Raw genomic sequence first — 24,000 nt, 5'->3', positions numbered from 1 at the left:
CGGGTCAGGCCACGGGGGGCTGCCGCGGCCCCGGGAGGTCGATCCTGCGGACCACGCCCACCATGCGCAGCGCGAAGCACAGCCCGGCCGCGACCACGGCCCACACCGACCCGATGCCCACCACGTCGGTGTGCGTGACCTGGGCGCTCAGGACGACGACGGCCGCCCCCAGCAGCGCGGGCACCGCGTACAGGCCCGAGCTCAGCACCTGCGGCGTGCGGCCGGTCAGCACGTCGCGCAGCGTGCCGCCGCCGATGGCCGTCAGACCCCCCAGCAGGATCGCCTGCACCGGGCCCAGGCCGGCCGCGAGCGCGGTGCCGGCTCCGGTCACGGCGAACAGGGACAGGCCGGCGGCGTCGAGCACGGTGAGGGAGCGGGCCACGCGGCGGCGTCCCATGCGGTGGCCGAACAGGCACACGAGCACCCCGCCGGTGGCGGCGACGGCGAGGTAGCGCCAGTCGGAGAAGGTGGCCGGGGGGACCCTGCCGATGAGCAGGTCGCGCATGATGCCGCCGCCCAGGGCGGTGATGACGCCGAGGGTGATGACGCCGACCACGTCCAGGCGCGCGGTGCGCGAGGCGGTGAGGGCGCCGTCGACGGCGAAGGCGAGCACGCCGACGAGGTCGAGCACGAGCAGGAGCGTGGAGCCGGGCACGCCCCATGGTCGTCCATGCGGCAGGGCGGGCGTGATCGCACACGCGTTCCTACGCTGGACGGGTGACAGGCACCGGTACCCCCGCGGACGCGAGGAGGGCCGTGCCCCGCACCGACGCCGTGCTCGACTCCCCCGACCTGGCCGGCGCGCGCGAGCGCCTGGGCCGCCGGCTGGTGCGGGACGCCGTCGGCAGGGCGCAGCAGCGCGTCCGGGAGGGGGCCCTGGCCCCTGACCTCGACGCCGTGGTCGCCGCCGTCCTCGCCGACCTGCCGCCCACCGCCTCCTCGCTGCGCCCCGTGGTGAACGCGACGGGGGTGCTGCTGCACACCAACCTCGGCAGGGCGCCCCTGTCGGCGGCCGCGGTGCGGGCCGTGGCCGACGCCGCGGGAACCACCGACGTCGAGCTCGACCTCGCCACCGGCCGTCGTGCGCGCCGGGGCCGCGGGGCGACGGCGGCGCTGGCCGCGGCGGTCCCCGACGCCGGGGCCGTGCACGTCGTCAACAACGGTGCCGCGGCGCTGGTGCTGGCGTGCACGGCGCTGGCCGGGGGCGGGCTCGACCGCGACGTCGTCATGAGCCGCGGAGAGATGGTCGAGGTCGGCGACGGGTTCCGCCTGCACGAGCTGGTGGCCTCCACCGGGGCGCGGCTGCGGGAGGTGGGCACCACCAACCGCACCACCGCCGCCGACGTCGCCGCGGCCTTCGAGGCCGCCGAGCGCGAGGGCCGCCGGGTGGGGCTCGTGCTCAAGGTGCACCCGTCGAACTTCCGCGTGGAGGGGTTCACCGCCGCCCCCGGCACGGCCGACCTCGCGCGGGTGTGCAGGTCGGCTCCGGGTGGCCGCGTCCCGCTGCTGGTCGACACCGGCTCCGGGCTGCTCGCCCCGCGCCGCGACCTGCCCGACGAGCCCGACGCCGCGTCCGCGCTGCGGGCGGGTGCCGACCTCGTGACGGCCAGCGGCGACAAGCTGCTCGGCGGCCCGCAGGCCGGGCTGCTGCTGGGCCGCGCCGACCTCGTCGAGCAGCTGCGGCGCCACCCGCTGGCGCGGGCCCTGCGCGTCGACAAGCTGACCCTCGCGGCCCTGGAGGCCACCCTCACCGGTCCACCTCCCCCGGTCGTCGCGGCGCTGGAGGCCGACCTGGGCCACCTGCGCGAGCGCGCCCAGCGCTGCGCGGCCGCCCTGCGGACGGCCGACCCCGACCTCGACGTGGCCGTGGTCGACAGCGAGGCCGTGGTCGGTGGCGGCGGGGCCCCCGGCGTCGTCCTGCCCTCGGTGGCCCTGTCCCTGCCGGAGGCCTTCGCCGAGCCCCTGCGCCGCACCGGGCAGCCCGAGGCCGTCCCCGTGCTCACCCGCGTCGAGGGCGGCCGCTGCCTGGTCGACCTGCGCGCGGTCCTCCCCCACGACGACGCCCTCATCGGCGCCCTCATCGGCGCCCTCACCGGCGCCCTGCTCGCTGCGAGGCGCTGAGTGCACGTCGTCGCGACCGCCGGGCACGTCGACCACGGCAAGTCGACCCTGCTGCGCGCCCTCACCGGCACCGACCCCGACCGGCTCCCCGAGGAGCAGCGCCGGGGCCTGACCACCGACCTGGGCTTCGTATGGACTCCCCAGCGCGACGTCGCCTTCGTCGACGTGCCGGGCCACGAGCGCTTCGTGCCGACGATGCTGGCGGGCGTCGGCCAGGTCACGGCGGTGCTCCTCGTGGTGGCCGCCGACGGCGGGTGGATGCCGCAGTCGTCCGAGCACCTCGACGCCCTGGCGGCCCTCGGGGTCGAGCGGGGGCTGCTGGTGCTGACCCGCTGCGACCTCGGCGGCCCCGAGCGCCGCGCCGCCGTGGTGGAGCAGGCGCGCGCCCACCTGGCGGGCACCCCCCTGCGCGGCCTGCCGGCGGTGGAGGTCAGCGCCGCCACCGGCGCCGGCCTGGACGCGCTGCGCACGGCCCTCGGCGGGGTGCTCGCCGCGGCGCCCCGGCCCGACCCGGCGGCCCCGGTGCGGCTGTGGGTCGACCGCAGCTTCACCGTGCGCGGCGCGGGCACCGTGGTCACCGGCACCCTCGCCGCCGGCACCGTCACCAGCGGCGACGAGCTGGCCCTGCCCGACGGCACCCGCGTCGGCGTGCGCGGCCTGCAGTCCCTCGACGCCCCGGTCCCCTCGGCCTCCGGGCCCGCGCGCGTGGCGCTGAACCTGCGGGGCGTGCCCGCCGCCGCCGTGCGCCGCGGCACGGCGCTGAGCACCCCCGGGACGGTGACGACGACGGACGCCGTCGACGTCCGGCTGCTCCCCGTCGACCCCGTCGACCAGGGCGACCGCGACGGCGGGAGGTGGCCCGAGCACCTGGTGCTCCACCTCGGCACGGCCGCCGCGCCCGTGAGGGTGCGCCCCCTCGACGGCCAGCACGCGCGGCTGTCGCTGGCGGAGCCGCTGCCGCTGCGCACCGGTGACCGCGCGCTGCTGCGCGACCCGGGCGGCCACCGGGTGCTGGCGGGCGTCGCCGTCCTCGACCCCGCTCCCCCGCCGCTGCGCCGGCGCGGTGCCGCCCGGGAGCGCGCGGAGGTGCTGGCGGGGGTGCCGCTGGTGCCGGTGCCCGGTCCGGGGGGCGCCGCCGCCGAGCTGGCCCGGCGCGGGAGCACCACGCGGACCGCGCTGCGGGCGCTGGGGCTGCGCGCCGGGGACGTGGAGGCGCTGGCCGCCTCGCCGGTGGTGCTGTCCGACGGCGACCACCTGCTCTCCCCCGGCGCGGCGGCCGGCCTGCGGGGGTGCGTGGCCGGTGAGGTGGCCGCCCACCAGCGCGAGCACCCCCTGGAGCCGGGTCCGACCCTCGAGGCGCTGCGCAGGCGGCTCGACCTGCCGACGACGGGGCTCGTGGCCCGCCTCGTGGGCGGTGACCTCGTGGGCGGTGACCTCGTGGGCGGTGACCTCGCGGTGCGCGACGGTCGCGTGGTGCCCGCCGGCGCCGCCACGGGCCCGGCGCTCCCGCCCCGCGTGGCCGAGGCCGTCGACGCGGTGCTCGCCGACCTGCGCGCGGCGCCGTACTCCGCCCCGGAGGCCCACCGCCTGCGCGACCTCGGCCTGGGACCGCGCGAGCTGGCGGCCGCGGTGCGCGCGGGTGCGCTGGCCCGGGTGGCCGACGGGATCTACCTCGCCCCGCAGGCCCTGGACGGTGCGGCGGCGGCCCTCGCCGGCCTGCCGCAGCCGTTCCCGCTGAGCGAGGCGCGCCGCGCCTGGGGCACGACGCGGCGCGTGGCGGTGCCGCTGCTGGAGCTCCTCGACCGCCGCGGCGACACCCTGCGCTCTCCCGACGGGACCCGGACGCTGGGCCGGCCAGGTGGTGCCGCTGCAGGGTGAGCACCCCGGGTGCCGATGGGAGGGCGTGGGACGCGGACGCGCCGTGTGGCAGCACCTGACGGCGCTCGTCGGCATCCCCCTGCTCGCCGCGACGGTGCTGGCGGGCTCGCTGACCGGCCGCGGGGTCGGGGACCTCCAGGACGCGCGGAGCGCCCAGGAGCAGCTGCGCACGAGCGAGCAGGTCGACGCCGTGCGCCGGGCCGTCGACGCCGAGCTGCTGCCGACCCTCGTGCTGCGCATCGCCCAGGACCGGGTGCTCGCCCGGCGCGCGGGCCTCGAGCAGCCCGACGGCCGCGACACCGGTCGCGCGACCCTGCTGTCCCGGGCCCCGAGCGACCTCGAGCGGGCCCGGGCTGCCACCGACCGGGCGATCGCCGGCGTCGGCCAGCAGGAGGCCGCGGTGGCGGTCGGCGTCGCCGCCGACCAGCTCTTCGCCCTGCGGGCGGACACCGACCGCGGCCTGCACGGCCTCGGCGCCCTCGCCGACGACTTCCGGTACGTCTCCGACGTGCTCGTGGTGGCCGAGCGGGAGGCGTCCGTGGAGGCCGCCGCGACGGGTCTGAGCCGCCGGAGCGCTCCTGCCGTGGCCGACGTCGAGCGCCTGGTGGGCCTGTCCACGAGCGCGACCCGCCAGCTCCCCGCGGCGCTGGTGGCCACCGTGCTCACCGGCGAGGACCGCGACGCCGCCCTGCGCCGGTGGCGCGCGGCCTCGGGAGACCTGGAGCACCTCGACGACCCCGAGCAGGAGCCGCTGGTGGCGGCGCTCGCCACCGGCACCCACGACGCGCTGCACTCGCCCGCCGCGCAGGCCCTGGCGGGCGGCCTGAGCAGCGGCTGGGCCCTGGACCCGACCTCGCCGGGCCACCTGGGCGGCGTCGAGCTGCTCGCCCTGCGCCCGCTGAGCGCCGACCGCGACGCCGACCTCGCCGTCCTCGTGGGCCGGGCCCACGGCCTGGCGGAGGCCGCCACCGCCGCGGACGCGGAGGCCGCGGCGTCGTCGCTGCGCCTCACGGGGGTCCTGTGCCTGCTGGCCCTGCTGGGCGGGACGTGGGCGACGGTGGCCGCGGCCCGCTCCCTGGCCGCCGCGCTGCGCCGCCTCGGCCGGGACGCCCGCGAGCTGCAGGAGGGCGCGCTGCTGGACCGGCCGGCCTCCGGCCCCCGCGAGCTGCGGGACGTCGCCCGCGCCCTGCGCACCGCCTCCCGCGGCCTGCACCGCGTGCGCGAGCAGGTGGAGGCCGTCGCCCGCGGCGACCTGGGCCGGGCGGTCGAGCTCCCGGCCGTGCCGGGCCCGCTGGGCGGGGCGGTGCACGCCTCGGTCACCTCGCTGGTGGCGGCCGTGCGCGCCCGCGACGCGCTCCGCGCCGAGCTCGCGCACCGCGCCGACCACGACCCGCTGACGGGCCTGCGCGACCGCGCCGCCGCCGAGGCGGCGCTGGAGGCGCAGGTGGAGCGCTCGCGCCGGACCGGAGAGCAGGTCGCGGTCTTCTTCGTGGACCTGGACGGCTTCAAGGCCGTCAACGACGGCTGCGGCCACGCCGCCGGTGACGTGCTGCTGCGGGCGGTGGCCGGGCGCCTGCGCGACGGGGTGCGCGAGGAGGACCTCGTGGGCCGCCTCGGCGGCGACGAGTTCGTCGTCGTCATGGCCGACATCAGCGTCGAGGACGCCCTCGCCGTCGCCGAGCGGCTCGTGGAGCTGGTCGCGCGGCCGGTGCGGGTCCCGGTCGGCGGCGACGAGCGCGAGCGCACCGTCGGGGCCAGCATCGGGGTGGCCCTCCAGCGGGCCGGGTCGGTCGCCGCCCCCGCGCTGCTCACCCGCGCCGACACCGCCGCCTACCGGGCGAAGGCCGCCGGCCGGGGCCGGGTGGTGCTCTTCGACGAGGCGCTGCGGGCCGAGGTGGCCCGCGAGGAGGAGCGGGCCCGGGACCTGCCTCGCGCGCTGGCCGCCGGGGAGGTCCTCGCGGAGTGGGAGCCGCAGGTGCTGGCGCAGGGCCGGGTCGTGACCGGGCACCGCGCGCGGCCCGTCTGGCACCGGCCCGCCGAGCGCGGCGGCGCGGTGGGGACGGCCGAGCTGGTGCGCTGCGCGGAGGCCACCGGCCTGGGCCGCGCCGTCGGGCGGGCCCTGCTGGCGCAGGCCGCGGAGGTGCTGCGCGAGGCGCCGCGCGGTGGTGCGTGCGTCGTCGTCGCGCTCACCGACCGCCACGCAGCCGACCCGGCCGTGCTGGACGACGTCACCGAGGTCCTGGAGGCCACCGGACGCCCCGGCGCGGCGCGGGACCTGTACGTGGAGGTCGGCGAGCGCGCCCTCGCCGACCCCGACGTCGTGGCGCACCTGCACGTGCTGCGGGCCCTCGGGGTGCCCGTCGGCGTCGTCGTCGACGGGCTGACCCCGCTGCGCGACCTGCCGGGCGCCCCCGTCGACGTCGTGGTGCTCTCCCAGGACCTCGTGCGCGACGACCCGCGCCAGCAGCGGGTCGCCCGGCTGGTGGCCGGGGCGTCGGCGGCGGCGGGCGTCCTGGTGTCCGCCGAGGGCGTGGTGACCGAGGAGCAGGCCGCGCGCCTGGTGGGCCTGGGGACCCTCTGCCTGTCCGGCCCGCTGGTCGCGCTGACCCGTCCGGGTGCACTGCTGCTTTCCTGAGGCACTTGATCTTCCGCCCTGCCGATGCAGCGGCGTGGCGACCAGACCCTCCCGGGGACGCGCGGTGTGGCAGCACCTCACCGCGCTCGTCGTCGTCCCGCTGCTCGCCGCCGCGGCCCTGAGCGCCGTCGTCGTGCGCACCCGCCACGACGAGGTGGAGCGGGCCGCCGCCGCGCAGCAGCTCCTCGCCGCCAGCCTGCAGCTCGACGCGCTGCGCCGCGCCGTGGACCAGGAGGTGCTGCCCACCCTGGTCCTGGCCGTGGCCGGCGACGACGAGGTGGCCGGCGCCGCGGGCTTCACCCCGGCGGTGCGCGTGCAGCTGCTGCGCGACGTGCCCGCCTCCCTGGACGTGGCGCGCACCGCCACGGACGGCGCCCTGGCCGCGGTGGCGCCCCTGCCCGCCACCAGCGTCACCGGGTCGGTCTCGAGCCGGCTGCGGGCGGTGCGGGCCGCCGCGGACCAGGGGTCCAACACGGTGACCACCCTGCTGACCCTCTACCTGCAGGTCTCCGACGTCCTGCGCCTGGCCCAGCGCGACGCCGCCGTGGCCGCGACCGCGACGGGCCTGACGGCCGCCAGCGCCCCGGCCGTGAACGACGTCAGCCTCGTGGTGGCCCTCACCGGCCACGCCAGCCGCGAGCTGCCCCTCGCCTTCGCCGCGGCGGTGCTGACCGGCGAGGAGCGCGACCGGGCCACCGACGCCCTGCGGGCCACCACCGGCAGCTACACCGAGCTGGCCGGTCAGCCGGCCGCGCTGTCCGGGTCCGCGGCGCGCGCCGCCTGGACGGCAGCCGTCGGCGCGCCCCTGCCGGTGCGGACCAGCGCCGCCCTGGCGGCCTTCGCGGCCCTCCCGGTCGACTCCCCCGACCGCCTGAGCGGGCCCCAGCTGCTGGGGATGCGCGAGGCGAGCGGCATCCGCGACGCCGTGCTCACCGGGCTGCTGCGCACCCAGGTGCAGCGGGCGCTGGGCGTCACCGCCGCGGACCGCGCCGAGTCCGAGCGCGCCCTGGAGGGGGCGGTGTGGCTGTGCGTGGTGGTGCTCGTGCTGTCGGTGGTGAGCACCGTCGTCGTCGCGCGTCTGACGTCGCGGCCGCTGCGCCGCCTCAGCCAGGCGGCGCGGCGCGCCCTGGAGGGCGAGCCGCTCGCACCGCTGCGGCGCGGGCCGCGCGAGGTGCGCGAGGTCGGTGACGCGCTCAGCCGCACCGCAGAGGGCCTGCACCGGGTGCGGCAGCAGGCCGAGGCCGTCGCGCGCGGCGACCTCGACGCCGCGCTCGCCCAGCCCGCCGTGCCCGGGCGCCTGGGCGAGGTGGTGCAGGGCTCCGTCGAGGCCATGGTGCGCGCGGTGGAGGCCCGCGACGCGCTGCGCGCCGAGCTGTCGCACCGCGCCGCGCACGACCCCCTCACCGGTCTGCCGAACCGGGCGGCCGCGCTGGCGGCGCTGCACGCCGCCCTGGCGCGCACCACCGGTGCCGAGGGGTCGGTCGCGGTGCTCTTCGTCGACCTGGACGGCTTCAAGCTGGTCAACGACCGCTGCGGGCACGCCACCGGTGACGCGGTGCTCTGCGCGGTGGCGGCGCGGCTGCGCGAGCTGCTGCGCGGCGGCGACGTCGTCGCCCGCCTCGGGGGTGACGAGTTCGTGGTGGTCGCCCAGGGCCTGGGCACCGCCGAGGCCCTCGCCCTCGGCGAGCGCCTGGTGGTGGCGGTCTCCGCGCCGGTGGAGCTGGTGGTGGACGGCGGGTTGAGCACCCCGCGGGTGGGCGCCAGCGTGGGCGTGGCCCTCTCACCGGGCGGGCGCGTCGGCGCAGAGCGCCTGCTGCGCGAGGCCGACGTCGCGGTCTACCGCGCCAAGGCGCTGGGCCGGGGCCGGGTCGTGCTGCACGACGCCGCCCTGCTGCGCGAGGAGGCCGAGCGCGACGCCGTCGCCCACGACCTGCGCGCCGCCCTGGACGACCCCGCGCGCAGCCGCCTCGAGCTACGGTGGGAGCCCGCCGTGCGCCCCGGCACCTCGGACCTGCTCTCGTGGGTCGTGGTCCCGCACTGGACGCGCGCGGGGGCGCAGGTGTGCGGCGAGGCGCTCGTCGAGGCGGCGGAGGCCGCGGGCCTGGGCCGCGAGCTGGGGCGCTGGCAGCTGCTGGCCGCGACCGCGCAGGTGGCCGCGTGGGGAGGCCGCACGCCCGCGTCGGTGCGCGTCACCGCGCGCCACGCCGCCGACGAGCGGCTCCTCGACGACGTCGCCGACGCCCTGGTCGCCGCGGCGCTGCCCGCCGGCGCGCTGGCGGTCGTGGTGCCCGAGACCGCGGCCGCCGACCCCGGCGCCGCCTGGCACCTGCGGTCGCTGGGGGTCCTCGGCGTCCACACGGCGGTCGCCGGCTCCGGGGCGACCCCGCTGCAGGACCTGCCCGGGCTGCCCGTGCGGGGCGTGGTCCTGTCGGCCGACCTCGTCGCCGCCGACGACCCGGCGCGCCAGCAGCTCCTGGCCCTGTTCGCCGGCGTCGCCCGCCAGCTGGGCCTGTGGGTCGTGGCCACCGGCGTCGAGACCGAGGAGCACCTGCGGCGGGCCGTCGCGGCCGGGGCCGACGTCGTGCGCGGTCCCCTGACCGGTGCCCCGATGACCACCGACGAGGCCGCAGCCCGGTGCTCGTCCGCTGACGACGCGGCCTACGCCGCGGGGTGACGTCCGCACGGGTGCACCTGGACGGCACGAGCGCCTCGAGCCCCTCCCGGGCTCACCCGGGCGCCTGAGGCACCGATGCACTGGAGGTGACCCGGGAGAGGCGTCGAGGACGCAGCGTCTGGCAGCACCTCGCGGCGCTCGTCGCCGTGCCCGTGCTCGCCACCGCTGCGCTCAGCGCCGGCGTCGTGCAGTCCCACCTCGGCCAGGTCGACCGGGCGGTCGCCGCCCACGAGCTGCTCACCGCCAGCCTGGAGCTGGACGCCGTGCGCCGAGCCGTGGACCAGGAGCTGCTCCCGACGCTCGTCGTCACCGTCATCCGCGACGACGCCGCGACCGCCCGCGCCGGCTTCAGCCCGCTGGAGCGCGCGCGCCTGCGCCAGGACGCCCCCGAGTCGCTGGCGCAGGCGCGCACGCTGACGGACCGGGCGGTCGCGGCGGTGACCCCCGGGCGCGCGACGGCGGTCGCCCCCGCCGTCGCGGAGCAGCTGCGCGCCGTGCGGGTGGCCGCCGACGCGGGCCTCTCGGCGCTGCCGGACCAGCTGAACGCCTACCTCAGCGCCTCCGACGCCGTGCGCCTGGCCGAGACCCGCGCGTCCGTGCGGGCCGCCTCGGCCGGTCTGTCCGAGCAGAGCGCACCGCGCGTCCACGACGTCGGGCTGGTCGCCGAGCTCACCGGTCACGCCAGCCGCCAGCTGCCCCTGGCCTTCGCGGCGGCCGTGCTGACGGGACAGGACCGCGTGCTGGCCGCGCGGGCGCTCGAGGAGGCCACCGGCAGCTACGAGCACCTGGTCCACCAGGGGGACGCCCTGTCGACCTCCGTGCTGCGCAACGCGTGGGCGCAGGCCATGGGCTCGTCCGTCGCCGAGAGCATCGACGCCACCGCGGTCCAGCACCTGGACGCCCCGGCGGCGGTGTCGCTGCGCGCCGCCAGCAGCCTGCGCGACGCGGTGCTCACCCGCCTGCTGCGCAGCGCCGTGGACGACGCCCTGGCGGCCTCGGACGCCGACCGCGGCACCTCCGAGCGCGCCCTCGCCCGAGCGGTCCTGCTGTGCGTGCTGGCCCTGGTGCTGGCGGTGGCGAGCACCCTGGTCGTGGCGCGTCGCACGGCCCGCCCCCTGCGCCGCCTGAGCGAGGCGGCCCGGCGGGCCCTCGACGGGGAGCCGCTGGACCTGCCCCTGCGCGGCCCGCGGGAGGTCCGCGACGTCGGTGACGCCCTGCGCAGCACCGCCGAGGGCCTGCACCGGGTGCGGGTGCAGGCCGAGGCCGTCGCTCGCGGTGACCTGGGCCCCGCCCTCGACCGGACCCCGGTGCCCGGCCGGCTGGCCGAGGCGGTGCAGGACTCCCTGGAGGCGGTGGTGCACGCCGTCGCGGCCCGCGACGCCCTGCGCGCCGAGCTCGTGCACCGCGCCACCCACGACCCGCTGACCGGCCTGCCCAACCGCGCTGCGGTCCTGTCCGCGCTCGACGACGCCGTGGCGCGCGTCGCCGCCGACGGGGGCACCACGTCGGTCCTCTTCGTCGACCTCGACGGCTTCAAGCAGGTCAACGACAGGTGCGGTCACGCGGCGGGCGACGAGGTGCTGCGCACCACCGCCGCCCGGCTCCGCGCCCAGCTGCGCGGCGACGACGTGGTGGCCCGCCTGGGCGGTGACGAGTTCGTCGTCGTCGCCCGCGACCTCGACGCCGACGGGGCGCGCGCGCTCGGCGAGCGCCTGGTCGCGGCGGTGTCCGAGCCGCTGGAGCTGACCGTCGACGGGACGCTGCGGACGCCGTCGGTCGGCGCCAGCGTCGGCCTCGTGGTCTCCTCCGGCGGCGGCGCGACCCCGGCGCGGCTCCTGCGCAAGGCCGACACCGCCGTCTACCGCGCCAAGGCCCGGGGGCGGGGGTGCGTGGTCGTCCACGACGCCGACCTCCTGCGCGAGGAGGCCGAGCGCGACGCCGTCGCCCACGACCTGCGTGCCGCGCTGGCCGCGGGGGCGCTGGAGGTCCGCTACGAGCCCGTGGTCCACGCGACGAGCGGGGCGCTGCTCGCGTGGCACGCCGTCCCGCACTGGGACCGCGCCGGGACCGCGCTCTCGGGGAGCGAGGTCGTCGGCGCCGCCGAGGCCGCCGGGCTCGGACGCGACCTCGGCCGGTGGCTGCTGCACGCCGCGGCGGTGCAGACGTCGCAGTGGCGCGGGCGGGACGGCGCTCCTGACGACGTCCCGCTCACGGTCAGGCTCTCGCCCGCGCACGCCGCCGACGGGCGCCTGCTCGACGACGTCTCCGACGCGCTCGTCACCGCCGAGCTGCCCGGCCGGGCGCTGGCCCTGTCCGTGGGCGAGGCCTGCGGCACCGACCCGTCCGTGGTCTGGAACCTGCGCACCCTCCAGGCGGTCGGCGTCTTGGCGGGCCTGGAGGCCAGCGGGTCGACGCCCCTCAGGGAGCTCCCCGCCCTGCCGGTGCGCGCCCTCGCCCTGGCGGCGGACCTGGTCAGCTCCGACGACCCGGCGCAGCGCCTCGTGCTCGACCTGGTCGCGGCGGCGGCCCAGCGGCTGGGCCTGCTGGTGGCGGCCACCGGGGTCACCACCGACGACCAGCTCGAGCGCGCCGTCGCCGCCGGTGCGACCGCCGTGCGCGGGCCGCTCGTCGCCGCACCCATGACCGCCGACGAGGCCCGGTGCTGGCGGGCGGACCTCGTCGAGGCGGTCAGCGCGAGGACGTGACCGGTCCCGGGGTCGACCAGCAGAAGTCGATCCAGCGGTCGGTGCGGCGCCAGACGTACTCGCAGCGCACCACCGAGGTGGGCTTCTCGTAGACCACCGCCGAGCGCACGTCGGCGACGTGCCCGGCGCAGAAGTCGAGGACCGTCTCCAGGGTCCGGCCGGTGTCGGCGACGTCGTCGACCACCAGCACCCGCGCCCCGGCGATGTCGACGGCCTGCAGCACCGGCGGCAGCACCACCGGCACGGGCAGGCGCTGGTCGACGCCGGTGTAGAACTCGACGTTCATCACCGCGGTGTTCTTGGTGCCGAGCGCGTAGGCGAGCGCCCCGCCGGGCACGAGCCCGCCGCGGGCGATGGCGAGCACCACCTCGGGCTCGAACCCGTCGTCGGCGACCTGCTGCGCGAGGTCGCGCACCGCCGTCCCGAACAGCTCCCACGTCAGGACCTCTCGCATCCCCGCACCCTAGGGCTGGGGACCGGGCTGGCACCGCGGGCACCACCAGGTCCGCCGGTGGACCCCGTACCGCTGGTCGGCCCCGGAGGACGCGCCCGCCGCGCCGTCGACCACCCGCACGGTGGTGCCGCACCGCCGGCAGGGCTTCCCGGCGTTCCCCGCCACCCAGTGCTCCTGGCCGGGGCGGGTGTCGCCGGTGGTGACCTGGTAGCCGGTGGTCCCGGCGGCCGAGGCCCGCAGGGCCTTCTCGGCGAGCGCGACGGCGCGCGCCACGCCGTCCTCCCCCAGGTCGCCGACCGGCGTCCAGGGGCTGCGGCCCAGCAGGAAGCACAGCTCGTTGGCCCACAGGTTGCCCAGGCCCGCGAGGTTGCGCTGGTCGAGCAGGGCCCCGGCGAGGGGGCGCGCGGGGTCGGCGAGGAGGTTGCGGGCCGCGAGCGCGGCGTCGAAGCCGTCGTGCAGGAGGTCGGGACCGAGGTGGCCGACGGCGTCGGCCTCGCGGGAGGTGCGGAGCAGCTCGACCACGGGCAGGCGCAGGCCGGCGGCGCTGCGCTGCTCGCTGGTGACGAGCAGGGCGCGGACGTCGGGGTGGCGGGCGGCGGGCAGGCGCTTGCCGGGGCCGAGGAGCGCCCACTCGCCGTCCATGCGCAGGTGGGTGTGGAGGGTGAGCGCCTCGCCGTCGTGGTCCAGGCGGGTCAGGAGGTGCTTGCCGTGGGTGGCGGTGCCGAGCACGAGGGCGCCGGCGAGGTCGGCCCCGGCGTGGGCGGGGACCATGAGCCGCCCGGCCAGCAGGCGCCGGCCCGCCAGCACGGCGTCCATGCGGCGGGCCAGCCGCGCGACGGTGTCTCCCTCGGGCACCGCTCGATCTCACCGCGCGGCGGGGGTCTGCGCCTCTCGGGTGTCGGCGTCCAGCCGGACGGCCGCCACGCAGCTGGTGGCCCCGGCGATGCCGGCCAGGCGCAGGGCCTCCAGCACGAGGGAGGGTTCGTGCTCGACGACGGCGCGGCGGCGCACCAGCGGCAGGGCGCCGGTGCCGCTGGGGGCCCGGCGCTGCAGCAGCACCGCCACCAGGGCGATGAGGGCGCCGGCGGCGGCCAGCACCGCGCCGACGACCATCGTGGCGCGCAGCCCGTACCCGGCGGCGAGCACCTGGGCGCCGGCGGCGGCGCCCAGGGCGTTGGCGGCGTTGAACGCGGCCTGGTTGGCGGCCGAGGCCATCAGCCCGCTGCCGGGGGCCACGGAGATGACGCGGTTGATGAGCGGTGGCCCGACGAAGAAGGCGACGACGCCGAAGAGCACCAGCGCCACCAGCGCCGTGGCGGGGTGCCCGGACGCGCCGAGCATCACCAGGCACGCGAGTGAGAGGGCCGCCAGGCCCAGCACGGCGGAGCCCTCGGGGAAGCGGTCCGAGCCCCTGCCGCCGAGCAGCGTGCCGGCCACGGTGCCGGCGCCGTAGGCCACGAGCACCAGGCGACCGCGGCGGCGGGGAAGCCGGCGAGGTCGGTGAGGATCGGGGCGACGTAGCTGTACACCGCGAAGAGGCCGCCGGTGCCGACGGCGGTGGCGGCCAGCGTCAGCAGCACCTGGGGGCGCAGCACCCCGGTGAGCTCGGTGGCCAGGCGCACCGGCGCCTCCCGGCGCAGCGGCACCCAGCGCAGCACGGCGAGGACCGTGACCACGCCGAGCACGCCGACGAGGCCGAAGGCCCAGCGCCAGCCGAGCACCTGGCCCAGCGCCGTCCCGACGGGGACGCCGAGCAGCTGGGCCACGGTGAGGCCGGTGAAGACCCGGCTGATGGCGCTGCCCTCCTTGCCGGGGGCGGCCAGGGACCGGGCGACGACGGCGGCGACGCCGAAGAACGAGCCGTGCGCGAGCCCGGTGGCGAAGCGGGCGGCGAGCAGCTCGTGGTAGCCGGGGGCGAAGGCCGTGGCGACGTGGCCGAGCACGAACAGGACCATCAGCCCGGCGAGCACCCGCTGGTGGGGGTACCGGGTGGACAGGGCCGTGAGCGTCGGCGCGCCGACGACGACGCCGAGGGCGTACGCGGAGATCGCGTACCCGACCGCCGGCACGGTGACGGACAGGTCGCCGGCGACCTCGGGCAGCAGGCCCATCATGAGGAACTCGGTGGAGCCGATGGCGAAGGCGCCGGTGGCGAGCGCGAGCAGGGCCCGGCTGGAGGTGGAGGTGGGCACTGCGGGCCTTCCGGGGACGGGCGGGACGGGTGGTGGAGGCGTCCTCGTCGTCGCCCGGCCCCATCCAACCAGCCGCAGCCCCGGCGCGTGGCTGCTCGTGGCGCCGGACGTGCAGAGGTCCGCCCGCTGGGGCTGTCAGCCCCGCGGGGCGGGGTCCTGCACGTCCGGCGTCACGGCCGGTCGCGGGGTCAGCGCTTGATGGTGCCGTGGGGGTCGAGCACGTACTTCTTGGCGGCGCCCTTGTCGAAGTCGGCGTAGCCCTGCGGGGCCTCGTCGAGGCCGATCGGGGTGGCGTTGACGGCCTTCGCGATCTGCACGCGGTCGTGCAGGATCGCCTGCATCAGGCCGCGGTGGTACTTCATCACCGGGCACTGGCCGGTGGTGAACGACAGCGACTTGGCCCACCCGGTGCCGAGGTCGAGGGAGAGCGCGCCGCGCTTGGCGGCGTCGTCGACACCGCCCGGGTCACCCGTGACGTAGAGGCCGGGGATGCCCAGCGCGCCGCCCGCCGTCGTGATCTCCATCAGGGAGTTCAGGACCGTGGCGGGGGCCTCCTGGCCGGCCCCGGAGCCGTGCCCGCGGGCCTCGAAGCCCACGGCGTCGACGCCGCAGTCGACCTCGGGCACACCCAGGATCTGCTCGATCTGGTCCTTCGGGTCGCCCTTGGAGACGTCGACGGTCTCGCAGCCGAAGCTGCGGGCCTGCGCGAGCCGCTCCTCGTTGAGGTCGCCGACGATGACGACGGCAGCCCCCAGCAGCTGCGCCCCCGCCGCCGCCGCGAGGCCCACGGGGCCGGCGCCGGCGATGTAGACGGTGGAGCCGACGCCGACGCCCGCGGTGACGCAGCCGTGGAAGCCGGTCGGGAAGATGTCGGACAGCATCGTCAGGTCGAGGATCTTCTCCAGCGCCTGGTCGCGGTCCGGGAACTTCAGCAGGTTCCAGTCGGCGTAGGGCACGAGCACGTACTCGGCCTGGCCCCCGACCCAGCCGCCCATGTCGACGTACCCGTACGCCGAGCCCGGGCGGTCGGGGTTGACGTTGAGGCAGATGCCGGTCTTGCGCTCCTTGCAGTTGCGACAGCGGCCGCACGCGATGTTGAACGGCACCGAGACGACGTCGCCGACCTTGATGAACTCGACGTCGGGCCCGACCTCGACCACCTCGCCGGTGATCTCGTGGCCCAGCACGAGGCCCTCGGGGGCGGTGGTCCGGCCGCGGACCATGTGCTGGTCGGAGCCGCAGATGTTGGTCGAGACGGTCTTGAGGACCACGCCGTGCCGCACCGGGCGGCCGACGTTGTCCGGGTTTGACGCCCGGCCCGTCCTTGAGCTCGAAGGTGGGGTAGTCGATGTCGATGACGTCGACCCCGTGCCCGTTGTAGGCCACTGCGCGGTTGCTGCTCATGCACGCTCCCGAGGTGAGCCGGGCACCCGCGTCACCGCTGACGCCTGTGTCCCGGTGCCCCCGACCGTAGGCACTCCCCCGGCGCCCGACAACACCGGGGGGCCACTGATGCATCAGAAGAACATCAGCACCCGTCCGGGTGGTGCGGGTGTGGACCGGCGATCACGGGGCAGGTGATCGCCATGGCTGACGAGCAGACCTTCCGCAAGGGCGACGACGTGGAGTGGTCCTCCCACGGCAACACCGTCGAGGGGACCGTCGAGAAGAAGATCACCGAGGACACGAAGGCCGGTGGCCGCCAGGTGCGCGCCAGCGACGACGACCCGCAGTACCTGGTGAAGAGCGACAAGACCGGCAAGGAGGCCGTCCACAAGCCGGAGTCGCTCGACGAGGCCTGAGACGGCCGGGGGCCTCAGGCCCGAGGGAGCGGGGCCACCGCGGCCGTGAGGTGGACCCGCTCCCCGAGCGCACCGCGAGCGCCCACCCCGCGCCCGGGCCCGCTGCGAGGGGCTCGACGCAGAGGTCCGCGCGCGAGCCCAGGAGCAGGGGCGAGCCCCAGCGGGCCCGCACCTCGACGGCGCCGTCGCCGGCAGCGGCGACCTGCGGCTCCACCTGGCCCACCGCCCTGGCCAGCGTCCACATCCCGTGGGTGATCGCGCCGCGGAACCCCAGCGCCAGTGCGGCGAGCCGCGACAGGTGGATCGGGTTGGCGTCGCCGCTCACCGCGGCGTAGGCCCGGCCGGCGTCCGCGGGCACGCGCCACCGCGCGGCGGTGCGCCCGGGCGGCTCCGGCAGGTCCAGCGGGTCCAGCGGGTCGGGGGCACCGGAGCCGGCGGCGCCGCCCACCCCCCGGGCGAGGTACCCGCTCGTCCCCTCCCACGCGACCTCGTCACCGACGAGCACCTGCGAGACGAGCTCGACCAGGGTCCCCTTCGCGTGCGCCAGCGGGCCCCGGGCGCGGGTGCGGACCTCCGCGCGCTCCCCCACGCCCAGCGGTCGGTGCTGGCGGACGTGCTGGGTGACGTGCACGAGCCCCGGCAGCGGGAACGGGAAGGCGTCGGCGCCCATGAGCCGCAGCTGCGCGGTGAACGCCAGCAGGTGCGGCCCGAGGGCGGGGAGCACCGGCCGCAGCGGCACGCCCGTGACGCGGGCGAGGGCGGTGGCGCGCTGGGCGTCGACGGCGACCCCCGGCAGCACGACCGCCTCCGACGGGACGACCACCGGCTCGCCGCGGCCGTCCGCCGCGCGCAGCGCCGCGCCCTTGCGCCGGGCCGAGAGCACGGCCCGGGCGTAGACCGGGACCAGTCCCCCCGCCGGCCCCCCCGTCGACCGTCGCGGCGCGCTCACGCGCCCACCAGCGCCTGGCCGCAGACCCTGACCACCTGGCCGCGCACGCCGGCGCTGGCGGGCTCGGCGAGCCACGCGACGGTCTCGGCGACGTCGACCGGCCGGCCGCCCTGCTGCAGGCTCGCGGTGCGCCGTCCGAGCTGGCGCAGCAGCGGCGGGATCCTCGCCGTCATCTCCGTCTCGACGAACCCCGGCGCGACGGCGTTGGCGGTGGCGCCCGCGGCCGCCAGCTGCGGGTCGAGGGCGCGCACCCAGCCGGCGACCCCGGCCTTGGACGCGGCGTAGTTGGCCTGCCCGCGGTTGCCGGCGAGGCCGGACGTCGAGGAGACGCCGACGACGCGCGCCCCCTCGCCCAGGAGCCCGGCGTCCAGCAGCGCGGCCGTCAGCCGCAGCGGCGCCGCGAGGTTGACGCCGAGCACGGCGTCCCACCGGGCGGCGTCGAGGTTGACCAGCAGCCGGTCGCGGGTGATGCCGGCGTTGTGGACGACGACGAGCCGCCGGTCCCCCGGTCCGCGCAGGTCGCCCAGGCGCTCGCGCAGGTGCTCCACCAGGCGCCGCGGGGCGTCGGGAGCGGTGACGTCGAGGGCGAGGGCGTGCCCGCGGACGGCGTTGGCGGTGGCGGCCAGGTCACCGCTGGCGGCCGGCACGTCGACGGCGACCACCCGCGCCCCCTGGCGGGCGAGCACCTGCGCGGTGGCGCGCCCGATGCCGCGGGCGGCGCCGGTGACGACGGCGACGGCTCCCTCCAGGGGCGGGCCCGCCGGTGCGGTCGCGCCCCCCGAGAGGCCCTCGGCGGCCGCGACCTCGACCACCTGGCCGTCGACGAACGCCGAGCGCGCCGAGACGAGGAAGAGCAGGGGTCCGGCGACCTCGGCGGCCCCGGCGCCGGGGGCGAGGCGCAGGAGGTTGGCGGTGGCCCCGGCGCGCAGCTCCTTGCCGACGGTCCTCACGACCCCCTCGAGCCCCTGGGCCACGGCGGCGGCCTCCGGGTCGCCCGCGGCGGCCGGGGCCGGACCGACGACGACGACGCGCGCGCTGGGCCCCAGGCGGCGCACCGCCGGGCCGAGGGCGAGGCCGAGCGCGGCGAGGTCGCCGGTGCGCGCCGCGCCCGTGGCGTCGACGACGACGGCGCCCAGCCTCCCGCCGGCCTCGAGGGAGTCCACGGGGGCGGTGTCCGCACCGGCGCCTCGCAGCACGGACGCGAGCGCGCCCCCGGCCTCGCGGGTGCTGAAGACGGACGGCTCGCTGCCGGTGGTGAGCACCAGGACGGGGCCGGCGAGCAGCGGCTGGCCGTCCGCGTGGCGGCGCAGCACGGCCGGTCGCGGCAGCCCGAGCCGCTTCGCCAGCGCGGCTCCCGGTCCGGTGCGGACCGCCTCCGCGTATAGGTCGCGCGTCCCGCTCGTCGCCGAGGTCATCACAGGGCCTCGAGCGCCATGACGACGCCCTGCCCGCCGGCGGCGCACACCGACAGGAGCGCGCGGGGCTTCGGGGCCCCGGGTCCGTGCTCCTGCTCGCGCTGCTGGGCCAGGAGGTGCAGCTGCTTGGCGGCGGTGGCGAGCACCCGGCCGCCCGTGGCGGCGAAGGGGTGGCCGGTGGCCAGGGAGGAGCCCACCGGGTTGAGGCGGGAGCGGTCGACGGCGCCCAGGGCCGGCCGCCCGAGCCGCTCGCGGCAGAACTCCTCGGACTCCCACGCGGCCAGGGTGGCCAGCACGGTGGAGGCGAACGCCTCGTGGACCTCGAGGACGTCGGCGTCCTGCAGCGTCCACCCGGTCCGGTCCAGCAGCCGGGGCATGGCGTAGACGGGGGCGGTGAGCAGCCCGTCGGTGCCGGTGACGAAGTCGACGGCGGCCGACTCGGCGTCGACCACCCGCGCCAGCGGCCGCAGCGAGCGCTCGGCGGCCCACTCCTCGCTGGCGAGCAGCACCACGGCGGCGCCGTCGGTGAGGGGCGTGGAGTTGCCGGCGGTCATGGTGTCGCCGAAGACCGGCCCGAGCCCCGCCAGCGCCTCCACCGAGGTGGACGGGCGGAGCACGTCGTCACGGCGCAGGCCGAGGCAGCTGGTGACGAGGTCGTCGAAGAAGCCGTCGTCCCAGGCGCGGGCGAGCGCGTGGTGGCTGCGCGCGGCGAGCGCGTCCTGGGCCTCGCGGGAGACGCCCAGGCGGCAGCGGTCAGGGCGGCGTGGTCGCCCATCGACAGGCCGGTGCGCGGCTCGGCGTTGCGGGGGGCCTCGACCCGCAGCGCGCTCGGGCGCAGCCGCGCCAGCGCCTTCGCCCGGGCGGGGACGGACCGGGCGCCGCGGACGGCGAGCGCGGTGCGGCGCAGGTCGTCGCCGACGGCGAGCGGGGCGTCGCTGGCGCTGTCGGCGCCGCCGGCGATCCCGGCCTCCACCTGGCCCACCCGGATGGCGTTGCTGACGATGACGGCGGCCTCGAGGCCGGTGGCGCACGCCATCGCCAGGTCGGTGGTGGGCGTGGTGGGGGCGAGGGCGCTGGAGAGCACGGCTCGCGGGTGAGGTTGAGGTCGCGGCTGTGGCGCAGCACGGCGCCGGCGACGACGGTGCCGAGCCGCTCGCCCGCGAGCCCCGTGCGCGCCGCCAGCCCGTCGAGGGCGGCGGTCAGCAGGTCCTGGCTGCTCGCGCGGGCGTAGGCGCGGCCCGTGCGGGAGAACGGGGTGCGGTCGGCGGCGACGACGACGGCGCTGCGGAGGTGGGCTGACGAGGGGGGTGCGGGAGCCACCGGCCCAGGCTAACCGGCCACGGCATCTTTCCGGTACCGGAAGTAGCGGGTACCCCGGGTGCCGGGTTACTGTCGGTGGATGCCGATGACGTCAGCGCCCGCCCTCGACGGGCGCAGCACCCGCTGGGAGGCGCACCGCACCGCCCGCCGCGAGGAGCTGGTGCAGGCGGCCCTGCGGGCCATCACCCGGCACGGCCCGGGCGTCGGCGTCGACGAGATCGCCGCCGAGGCCGGCACCAGCAAGACCGCGCTGTACCGGCACTTCGCCGACAAGGAGCAGCTCTACCTCGCCGTCGCCGAGCGCGTGAGCCGGCGCATCCTGGCCGACCTCGTCACCGCCGCCGCGGCCCAGGAGCACCCCCGCGCCGCGCTCCGCGCGCTCGTCTCCACCTACCTCCGCCTGGTCGCCGACGACCCGGACGTCTACTGGTTCGTCACCCACCGGCCCCCCGGCTCGGGCGGCGCTGGCAGCTCGGGGGGCGGCTCGGGGGGCAGCGCCGACCCCCTGGCCGGGCTCTCCAGCGCCGTGAGCGCCGAGCTGGCCGCGGAGATCACCCGGCGCCTCACCGCGGCCGGCATCGACGCCTCGGCGGCCCCCGCCTGGGCGCACGGGCTGGTGGGCATGATCCGTGCGGCCACCGACCACTGGATGCGCCAGCGCGCGGCCGACCCCTCCGGCTGCGCCACCGCCGACGAGCTGGCCTCCCAGCTCACCGCCCTCGCCTGGGGCGGCCTGTCACGAGCACCACTGAGCCACGACGAGTCCCACGACCACGAGGAGAGGCCATGAGCACCACCGCCAGCACGGCCGCCAGCACCGAGGCCGCCGAGGTCGCGGCCGGCGTCGCCGAGGCCGGGGGCTCCGCCCCGAGCCGCCTCGACCAGGACGCCGACACCATGGCCGCCCTGGCGGACCTGGCGGACGCTCCGCCAGCGACCTCGCGGCCGACCCCGCCGCCGTCCAGCGGGTGCTCGACGGCCGCTGGGCCCCACGTCCGCGAGCGCGCCCGCGCCACCGTCCCCGCGTCCTGGTGCGAGCCCACCGACCACCTCTCGACCGCGGAGCACCGCGCGGTGACGCTGGAGCGCCTCAAGGAGGTCGTGCCGACCGGCGAGCACCGCTACGGCTTCGCGGCGTCGGCCACCAGCGGGCTCGGCGGCGACAGCGTGGGGCGCGCAGACGGTGAACTTCGAGATGCTCGGCCACGCCGACCTCTCGCTCACCATCAAGGCGGGCGTGCAGTGGGGCCTGTTCGCCGGCTCCATCCAGGCGCTCGGCACCGCGAAGCACCACGAGCGCTACCTGCGCGACGCCGTCGAGACCGACCTGCTCGGCTGCTTCGCGATGACGGAGACGGGCCACGGCTCCGACGTCGCCAACCTCGCCACCACCGCCACCTACGACGAGGCGACCGGCGAGATCGTCGTCCACACCCCCGGCCCGGACGCGCGCAAGGACTACATCGGCAACGCCGCGCAGGACGCGCGGATGGCCGTCGTGTACGCCCAGCTCATCACGAAGGGCGAGCGCCACGGCGTCCACGCCGTCCTGGTGCCGGTCCGCGACGAGGCGGGGAACGCCCTGCCCGGCGTCACCCTGAGCGACTGCGGCCGCAAGATGGGGCTGAACGGGGTCGACAACGGCCGGATCGTGTTCGACCAGGTGCGCGTGCCCCGTGAGAACCTGCTCGACAGGTACGGCCAGGTGGCCGAGGACGGCACCTACAGCTCGTCCATCGCCAGCGACAACGCCCGCTTCTTCACCACCCTGGGCGCCCTCGTGAAGGGCCGCGTGTGCATCGGCGGGGCGGCGCTGGCGGCGTCGAAGACGGGCCTGGCCATCGCCGTCCGCTACGCCGAGAGCCGCAGGCAGTTCCCGCGGCCGGGCGGGGGCGGCGAGGAGGTCACCCTCCTGGACTACCGCACCCACCAGCGCCGGCTGCTGCCGCTGCTGGCGCGCTCGGCGGTGCTGTCGCTGGCGCAGGACGAGCTGGTCGCCGAGCTGCACCGCGTCACCAACCCGGTGCTGCTGGGCGCCGCCCCCTCCCCCGGCCCGCAGAAGGCGCTCGAGGCCAAGGCCGCCGGGATGAAGGCGCTGCTCACCTGGCACGCCACCGAGGCGCTGCAGGAGGCCCGCGAGGCCTGCGGCGGCGCCGGGTTCCTCTCGGAGAACCGGATCGCCCAGCTCAAGGGCGACACCGACGTCTTCACCACCTTCGAGGGCGACAACACCGTGCTCGCGCAGCTGCTGGGCAAGCACCTGCTCGCCACCTACCGCGACACCCTCAAGCAGGCCGGCAAGCTCGGGGCCGCCCGCGCGGTCACGACGTCGCTGGTCGACGCCTACGCCGGCCGGACCCCGGCGCGCGCGCTCGCCGGCTTCGTCGGTGAGACGCTCGCCGACCTGCGCCGCACCGAGGACGCCGGCCCGCTCGACCGCGACTGGCAGCTGCGGCTGCTGGCGCACCGCGAGCGCCGGGTGCTGGAGTCGCTGGTGGCCCGGATGCGCAAGCGCTCCGCCGCGGGCGCCGACGCGTTCACGGTCGTCAACGAGGTGCAGGACCACCTCGTGCTCGCCGCCAAGGCGCACCTCGACGCGCACGTCGCCTCCACGGCGGCGGCCGCGATCGAGCGGGCCGACGGCGAGGGTTCCGAGAGGGCCCGGGCGCTCCTGGGCCGGGTGCTCGACCTCCACGTGCTCGCGCAGCTGGAGGCCGACCGAGCCTGGTACCTCGAGCGCGGCCTGATCACCCCGGCGCGCTCGCGCGAGCTGACGTCGGCGGTCAACGCGCTGTGCGCGCAGCTGCGGCCGCACGCGGGCCGGGTCGTCGACGCGTTCGCGCTGCCCGAGGGGTGGCTCGGGGCCAGCATCGCCCGCTGATCACGCGAGCTGGCTGACCAGCTCCGGCAGGAGCTCCTGGACGGGGCGGCGACCTTGAGGACGCCGTCCCCGTCCGCGCGCGTGACCCCGTCGGTGACGACGGCGACCGGCTGTCCGGCGCGCACCGCCGCCCGCACGAAGCGGTACCCGCTCATGACCGTCAGCGAGCTGCCGAGCACGACCAGCGCGGGCGCCGCCTCCAGCAGCTCGAAGGCGCGGGTGACGCGCTCCTTGGGCACCGGCTCGCCGAAGTAGACGACGTCGGGCTTGAGCACCCCCGTCTCGCAGACCGGGCAGGGGACGACGACGAAGCCCTCGACCAGCTCCTCCGGCAGGTCGACGTCGCCGTCGGGGTTGACCCTGAGCTGGTCGGCGCGAGCCTGCGACTGCTCGGCGAAGCCGGGGTTGGCCGCCCGCAGGCGCCGGTCGAGCTGGGTGCGCGGCAGCACCGAGCCGCAGTCGAGGCAGACGACGCGCGCCAGCGTCCCGTGGAGCTCCAGCACCCGGTCGCTGCCGGCCGCCTGGTGCAGGCCGTCGACGTTCTGGGTCAGCACCGGCCCGACCGCCCCGAGCTGCTGCAGCGCCGCGAGCGCGGTGTGCGCGGGGTTGGGCTGCGCCGTCGCGATCTGCCACCACCCGACGTACGAGCGCGCCCAGTACCGGCGCCGCCCCTCCGGGTCGTGCAGGAACTCCCCGTACGTCATGGGCTTGTTGGTGCGCTGCGCGCCGGTGGGCCCGCGGTAGTCGGGGATGCCCGACGCCGTCGACATCCCGGCGCCGGTGAGGGCGAGCACGCCGCGGCCGCTCTCGCGGGCCTCCCGGAGCAGGCGGAGGAGGTCGGCCGGGGGCTGCACCCGGGAACGGTAGGCCGATCGGTCGGGCAGCGCTGTCAGTGGCGTGGTGCAGGGTGGCGGCGGGTCGCCCTCCAGGGTCGCATCGCCGCTGCTCAGAGGCCTCACGCGACTTGCTTGTTC

14 protein-coding genes and 5 pseudogenes are annotated in these 24,000 nt (G+C 78.0%); 9 read left to right on the top strand and 10 right to left on the bottom strand.

Features of this window, described 5'->3' with window-relative positions:
- Nucleotides 1-4 precede the first annotated feature (4 nt).
- Complete coding sequence (locus tag F1641_RS14195; protein ID WP_194906626.1) at nucleotides 5-655, bottom strand: TRIC cation channel family protein; 651 nt, start codon at nucleotides 653-655, stop codon at nucleotides 5-7.
- 62 nt (nucleotides 656-717) lie between these two features.
- Here F1641_RS14195 and selA point away from each other — a divergent pair, with 62 nt between their 5' ends.
- From selA to F1641_RS22465, 6 genes and pseudogenes are all read left to right on the top strand, one after another.
- Nucleotides 718-2,121: an L-seryl-tRNA(Sec) selenium transferase gene (gene selA, locus F1641_RS14190; protein WP_194906624.1), complete on the top strand. Its 1,404-nt coding sequence runs from the start codon at nucleotides 718-720 to the stop codon at nucleotides 2,119-2,121.
- Nucleotides 2,122-3,159, top strand: a pseudogene (selB, locus tag F1641_RS23925) (selenocysteine-specific translation elongation factor); the annotation flags it as partial.
- Between the two features lie 498 nt (nucleotides 3,160-3,657).
- Entirely contained in the window at nucleotides 3,658-3,999 is a 342-nt protein-coding gene (locus tag F1641_RS23920) for a SelB C-terminal domain-containing protein (protein ID WP_375541494.1), read from the top strand.
- A gap of 25 nt (nucleotides 4,000-4,024) precedes the next feature.
- Nucleotides 4,025-6,634 (top strand): sensor domain-containing diguanylate cyclase, encoded by a 2,610-nt coding sequence (locus F1641_RS23355; protein ID WP_194906620.1) that lies wholly within the window; start codon nucleotides 4,025-4,027, stop codon nucleotides 6,632-6,634.
- A 34-nt stretch (nucleotides 6,635-6,668) separates the two neighbouring features.
- Complete coding sequence (locus F1641_RS23350; protein ID WP_194906618.1) at nucleotides 6,669-9,308, top strand: diguanylate cyclase; 2,640 nt, start codon at nucleotides 6,669-6,671, stop codon at nucleotides 9,306-9,308.
- A gap of 86 nt (nucleotides 9,309-9,394) precedes the next feature.
- Complete coding sequence (locus F1641_RS22465) at nucleotides 9,395-12,013, top strand: diguanylate cyclase (protein ID WP_194906616.1); 2,619 nt, start codon at nucleotides 9,395-9,397, stop codon at nucleotides 12,011-12,013.
- On the opposite strand, the gene F1641_RS14165 is transcribed toward F1641_RS22465, so the two are convergent.
- From F1641_RS14165 to fdhA, 5 genes and pseudogenes are all read right to left on the bottom strand, one after another.
- Complete coding sequence (locus tag F1641_RS14165; RefSeq protein ID WP_194906613.1) at nucleotides 11,997-12,467, bottom strand: phosphoribosyltransferase; 471 nt, start codon at nucleotides 12,465-12,467, stop codon at nucleotides 11,997-11,999. The two genes, F1641_RS22465 and F1641_RS14165, sit on opposite strands and share 17 nt — an antisense overlap.
- 9 nt (nucleotides 12,468-12,476) lie before the next feature.
- The gene (locus F1641_RS14160) at nucleotides 12,477-13,322 is read right to left on the bottom strand and encodes a DNA-formamidopyrimidine glycosylase family protein (protein ID WP_194906611.1); all 846 of its coding nucleotides are present in this window, start codon (nucleotides 13,320-13,322) and stop codon (nucleotides 12,477-12,479) included.
- Between the two features lie 9 nt (nucleotides 13,323-13,331).
- The gene (locus tag F1641_RS20045; RefSeq protein WP_206691195.1) at nucleotides 13,332-13,847 is read right to left on the bottom strand and encodes a hypothetical protein; all 516 of its coding nucleotides are present in this window, start codon (nucleotides 13,845-13,847) and stop codon (nucleotides 13,332-13,334) included.
- Nucleotides 13,808-14,659, bottom strand: a complete 852-nt coding sequence (locus tag F1641_RS20040) for an MFS transporter (RefSeq protein ID WP_206691194.1) — start codon at nucleotides 14,657-14,659, stop codon at nucleotides 13,808-13,810. The genes F1641_RS20045 and F1641_RS20040 overlap by 40 nt, the downstream gene beginning before the upstream one ends.
- Before the next feature lie 188 nt (nucleotides 14,660-14,847).
- Nucleotides 14,848-16,063, bottom strand: a pseudogene (fdhA, locus tag F1641_RS14150) (formaldehyde dehydrogenase, glutathione-independent).
- A gap of 182 nt (nucleotides 16,064-16,245) precedes the next feature.
- Between fdhA and F1641_RS14145 the strand changes: the two are divergent.
- Nucleotides 16,246-16,461 carry a DUF2945 domain-containing protein gene (locus F1641_RS14145; protein ID WP_194906609.1) on the top strand — a complete coding sequence of 72 codons (216 nt, stop codon included), beginning with the start codon at nucleotides 16,246-16,248 and terminating at the stop codon, nucleotides 16,459-16,461.
- Between the two features lie 136 nt (nucleotides 16,462-16,597).
- Here the strand turns inward: F1641_RS14145 and F1641_RS21735 are convergent.
- The 3 genes and pseudogenes from F1641_RS21735 to F1641_RS20445 all read right to left on the bottom strand — a co-directional run.
- Nucleotides 16,598-17,131, bottom strand: a pseudogene (locus F1641_RS21735) (MaoC/PaaZ C-terminal domain-containing protein); the annotation flags it as partial.
- Between the two features lie 275 nt (nucleotides 17,132-17,406).
- Nucleotides 17,407-18,825: a 3-oxoacyl-ACP reductase gene (locus F1641_RS14140; RefSeq protein WP_194906607.1), complete on the bottom strand. Its 1,419-nt coding sequence runs from the start codon at nucleotides 18,823-18,825 to the stop codon at nucleotides 17,407-17,409.
- Nucleotides 18,825-20,145, bottom strand: a pseudogene (locus F1641_RS20445) (acetyl-CoA C-acetyltransferase). The gene F1641_RS14140 and the pseudogene F1641_RS20445 overlap by 1 nt, the downstream one beginning before the upstream one ends.
- A 79-nt stretch (nucleotides 20,146-20,224) precedes the next feature.
- Between F1641_RS20445 and F1641_RS14130 the strand changes: the two are divergent.
- Both F1641_RS14130 and F1641_RS14125 read left to right on the top strand, forming a co-directional pair.
- Nucleotides 20,225-20,935 (top strand): TetR/AcrR family transcriptional regulator, encoded by a 711-nt coding sequence (locus F1641_RS14130; RefSeq protein WP_194906605.1) that lies wholly within the window; start codon nucleotides 20,225-20,227, stop codon nucleotides 20,933-20,935.
- Nucleotides 20,936-21,328: 393 nt separating this feature from the next.
- The gene (locus F1641_RS14125) at nucleotides 21,329-23,026 is read left to right on the top strand and encodes an acyl-CoA dehydrogenase (protein ID WP_206691193.1); all 1,698 of its coding nucleotides are present in this window, start codon (nucleotides 21,329-21,331) and stop codon (nucleotides 23,024-23,026) included.
- 92 nt (nucleotides 23,027-23,118) lie between these two features.
- Here F1641_RS14125 and F1641_RS23915 read toward each other — a convergent pair.
- A pseudogene (locus F1641_RS23915) lies at nucleotides 23,119-23,796 on the bottom strand (Sir2 family NAD-dependent protein deacetylase); the annotation flags it as partial.
- Nucleotides 23,797-24,000: the final 204 nt, after the last annotated feature.

This window comes from Quadrisphaera sp. INWT6 (assembly GCF_015390235.1).
Classification (GTDB): Bacteria; Actinomycetota; Actinomycetes; order Actinomycetales; family Quadrisphaeraceae; genus Quadrisphaera.
The sequence above is the reverse complement of the archived record's forward strand: the minus strand, read 5'-3'. Positions and strand labels throughout refer to the sequence as shown.

Bases quoted from the DNA above. Each gene is read 5' to 3' on its own strand.
- F1641_RS14140 (WP_194906607.1), bottom strand. From the start codon at position 18,825: ATGACCTCGGCGACGAGCGGGACGCGCGACCTATACGCGGAGGCGGTC.
- F1641_RS14145 (WP_194906609.1), top strand. From the start codon at position 16,246: ATGGCTGACGAGCAGACCTTCCGCAAGGGCGACGACGTGGAGTGGTCC.
- F1641_RS14130 (WP_194906605.1), top strand. From the start codon at position 20,225: ATGCCGATGACGTCAGCGCCCGCCCTCGACGGGCGCAGCACCCGCTGG.
- F1641_RS14165 (WP_194906613.1), bottom strand. From the start codon at position 12,467: ATGCGAGAGGTCCTGACGTGGGAGCTGTTCGGGACGGCGGTGCGCGAC.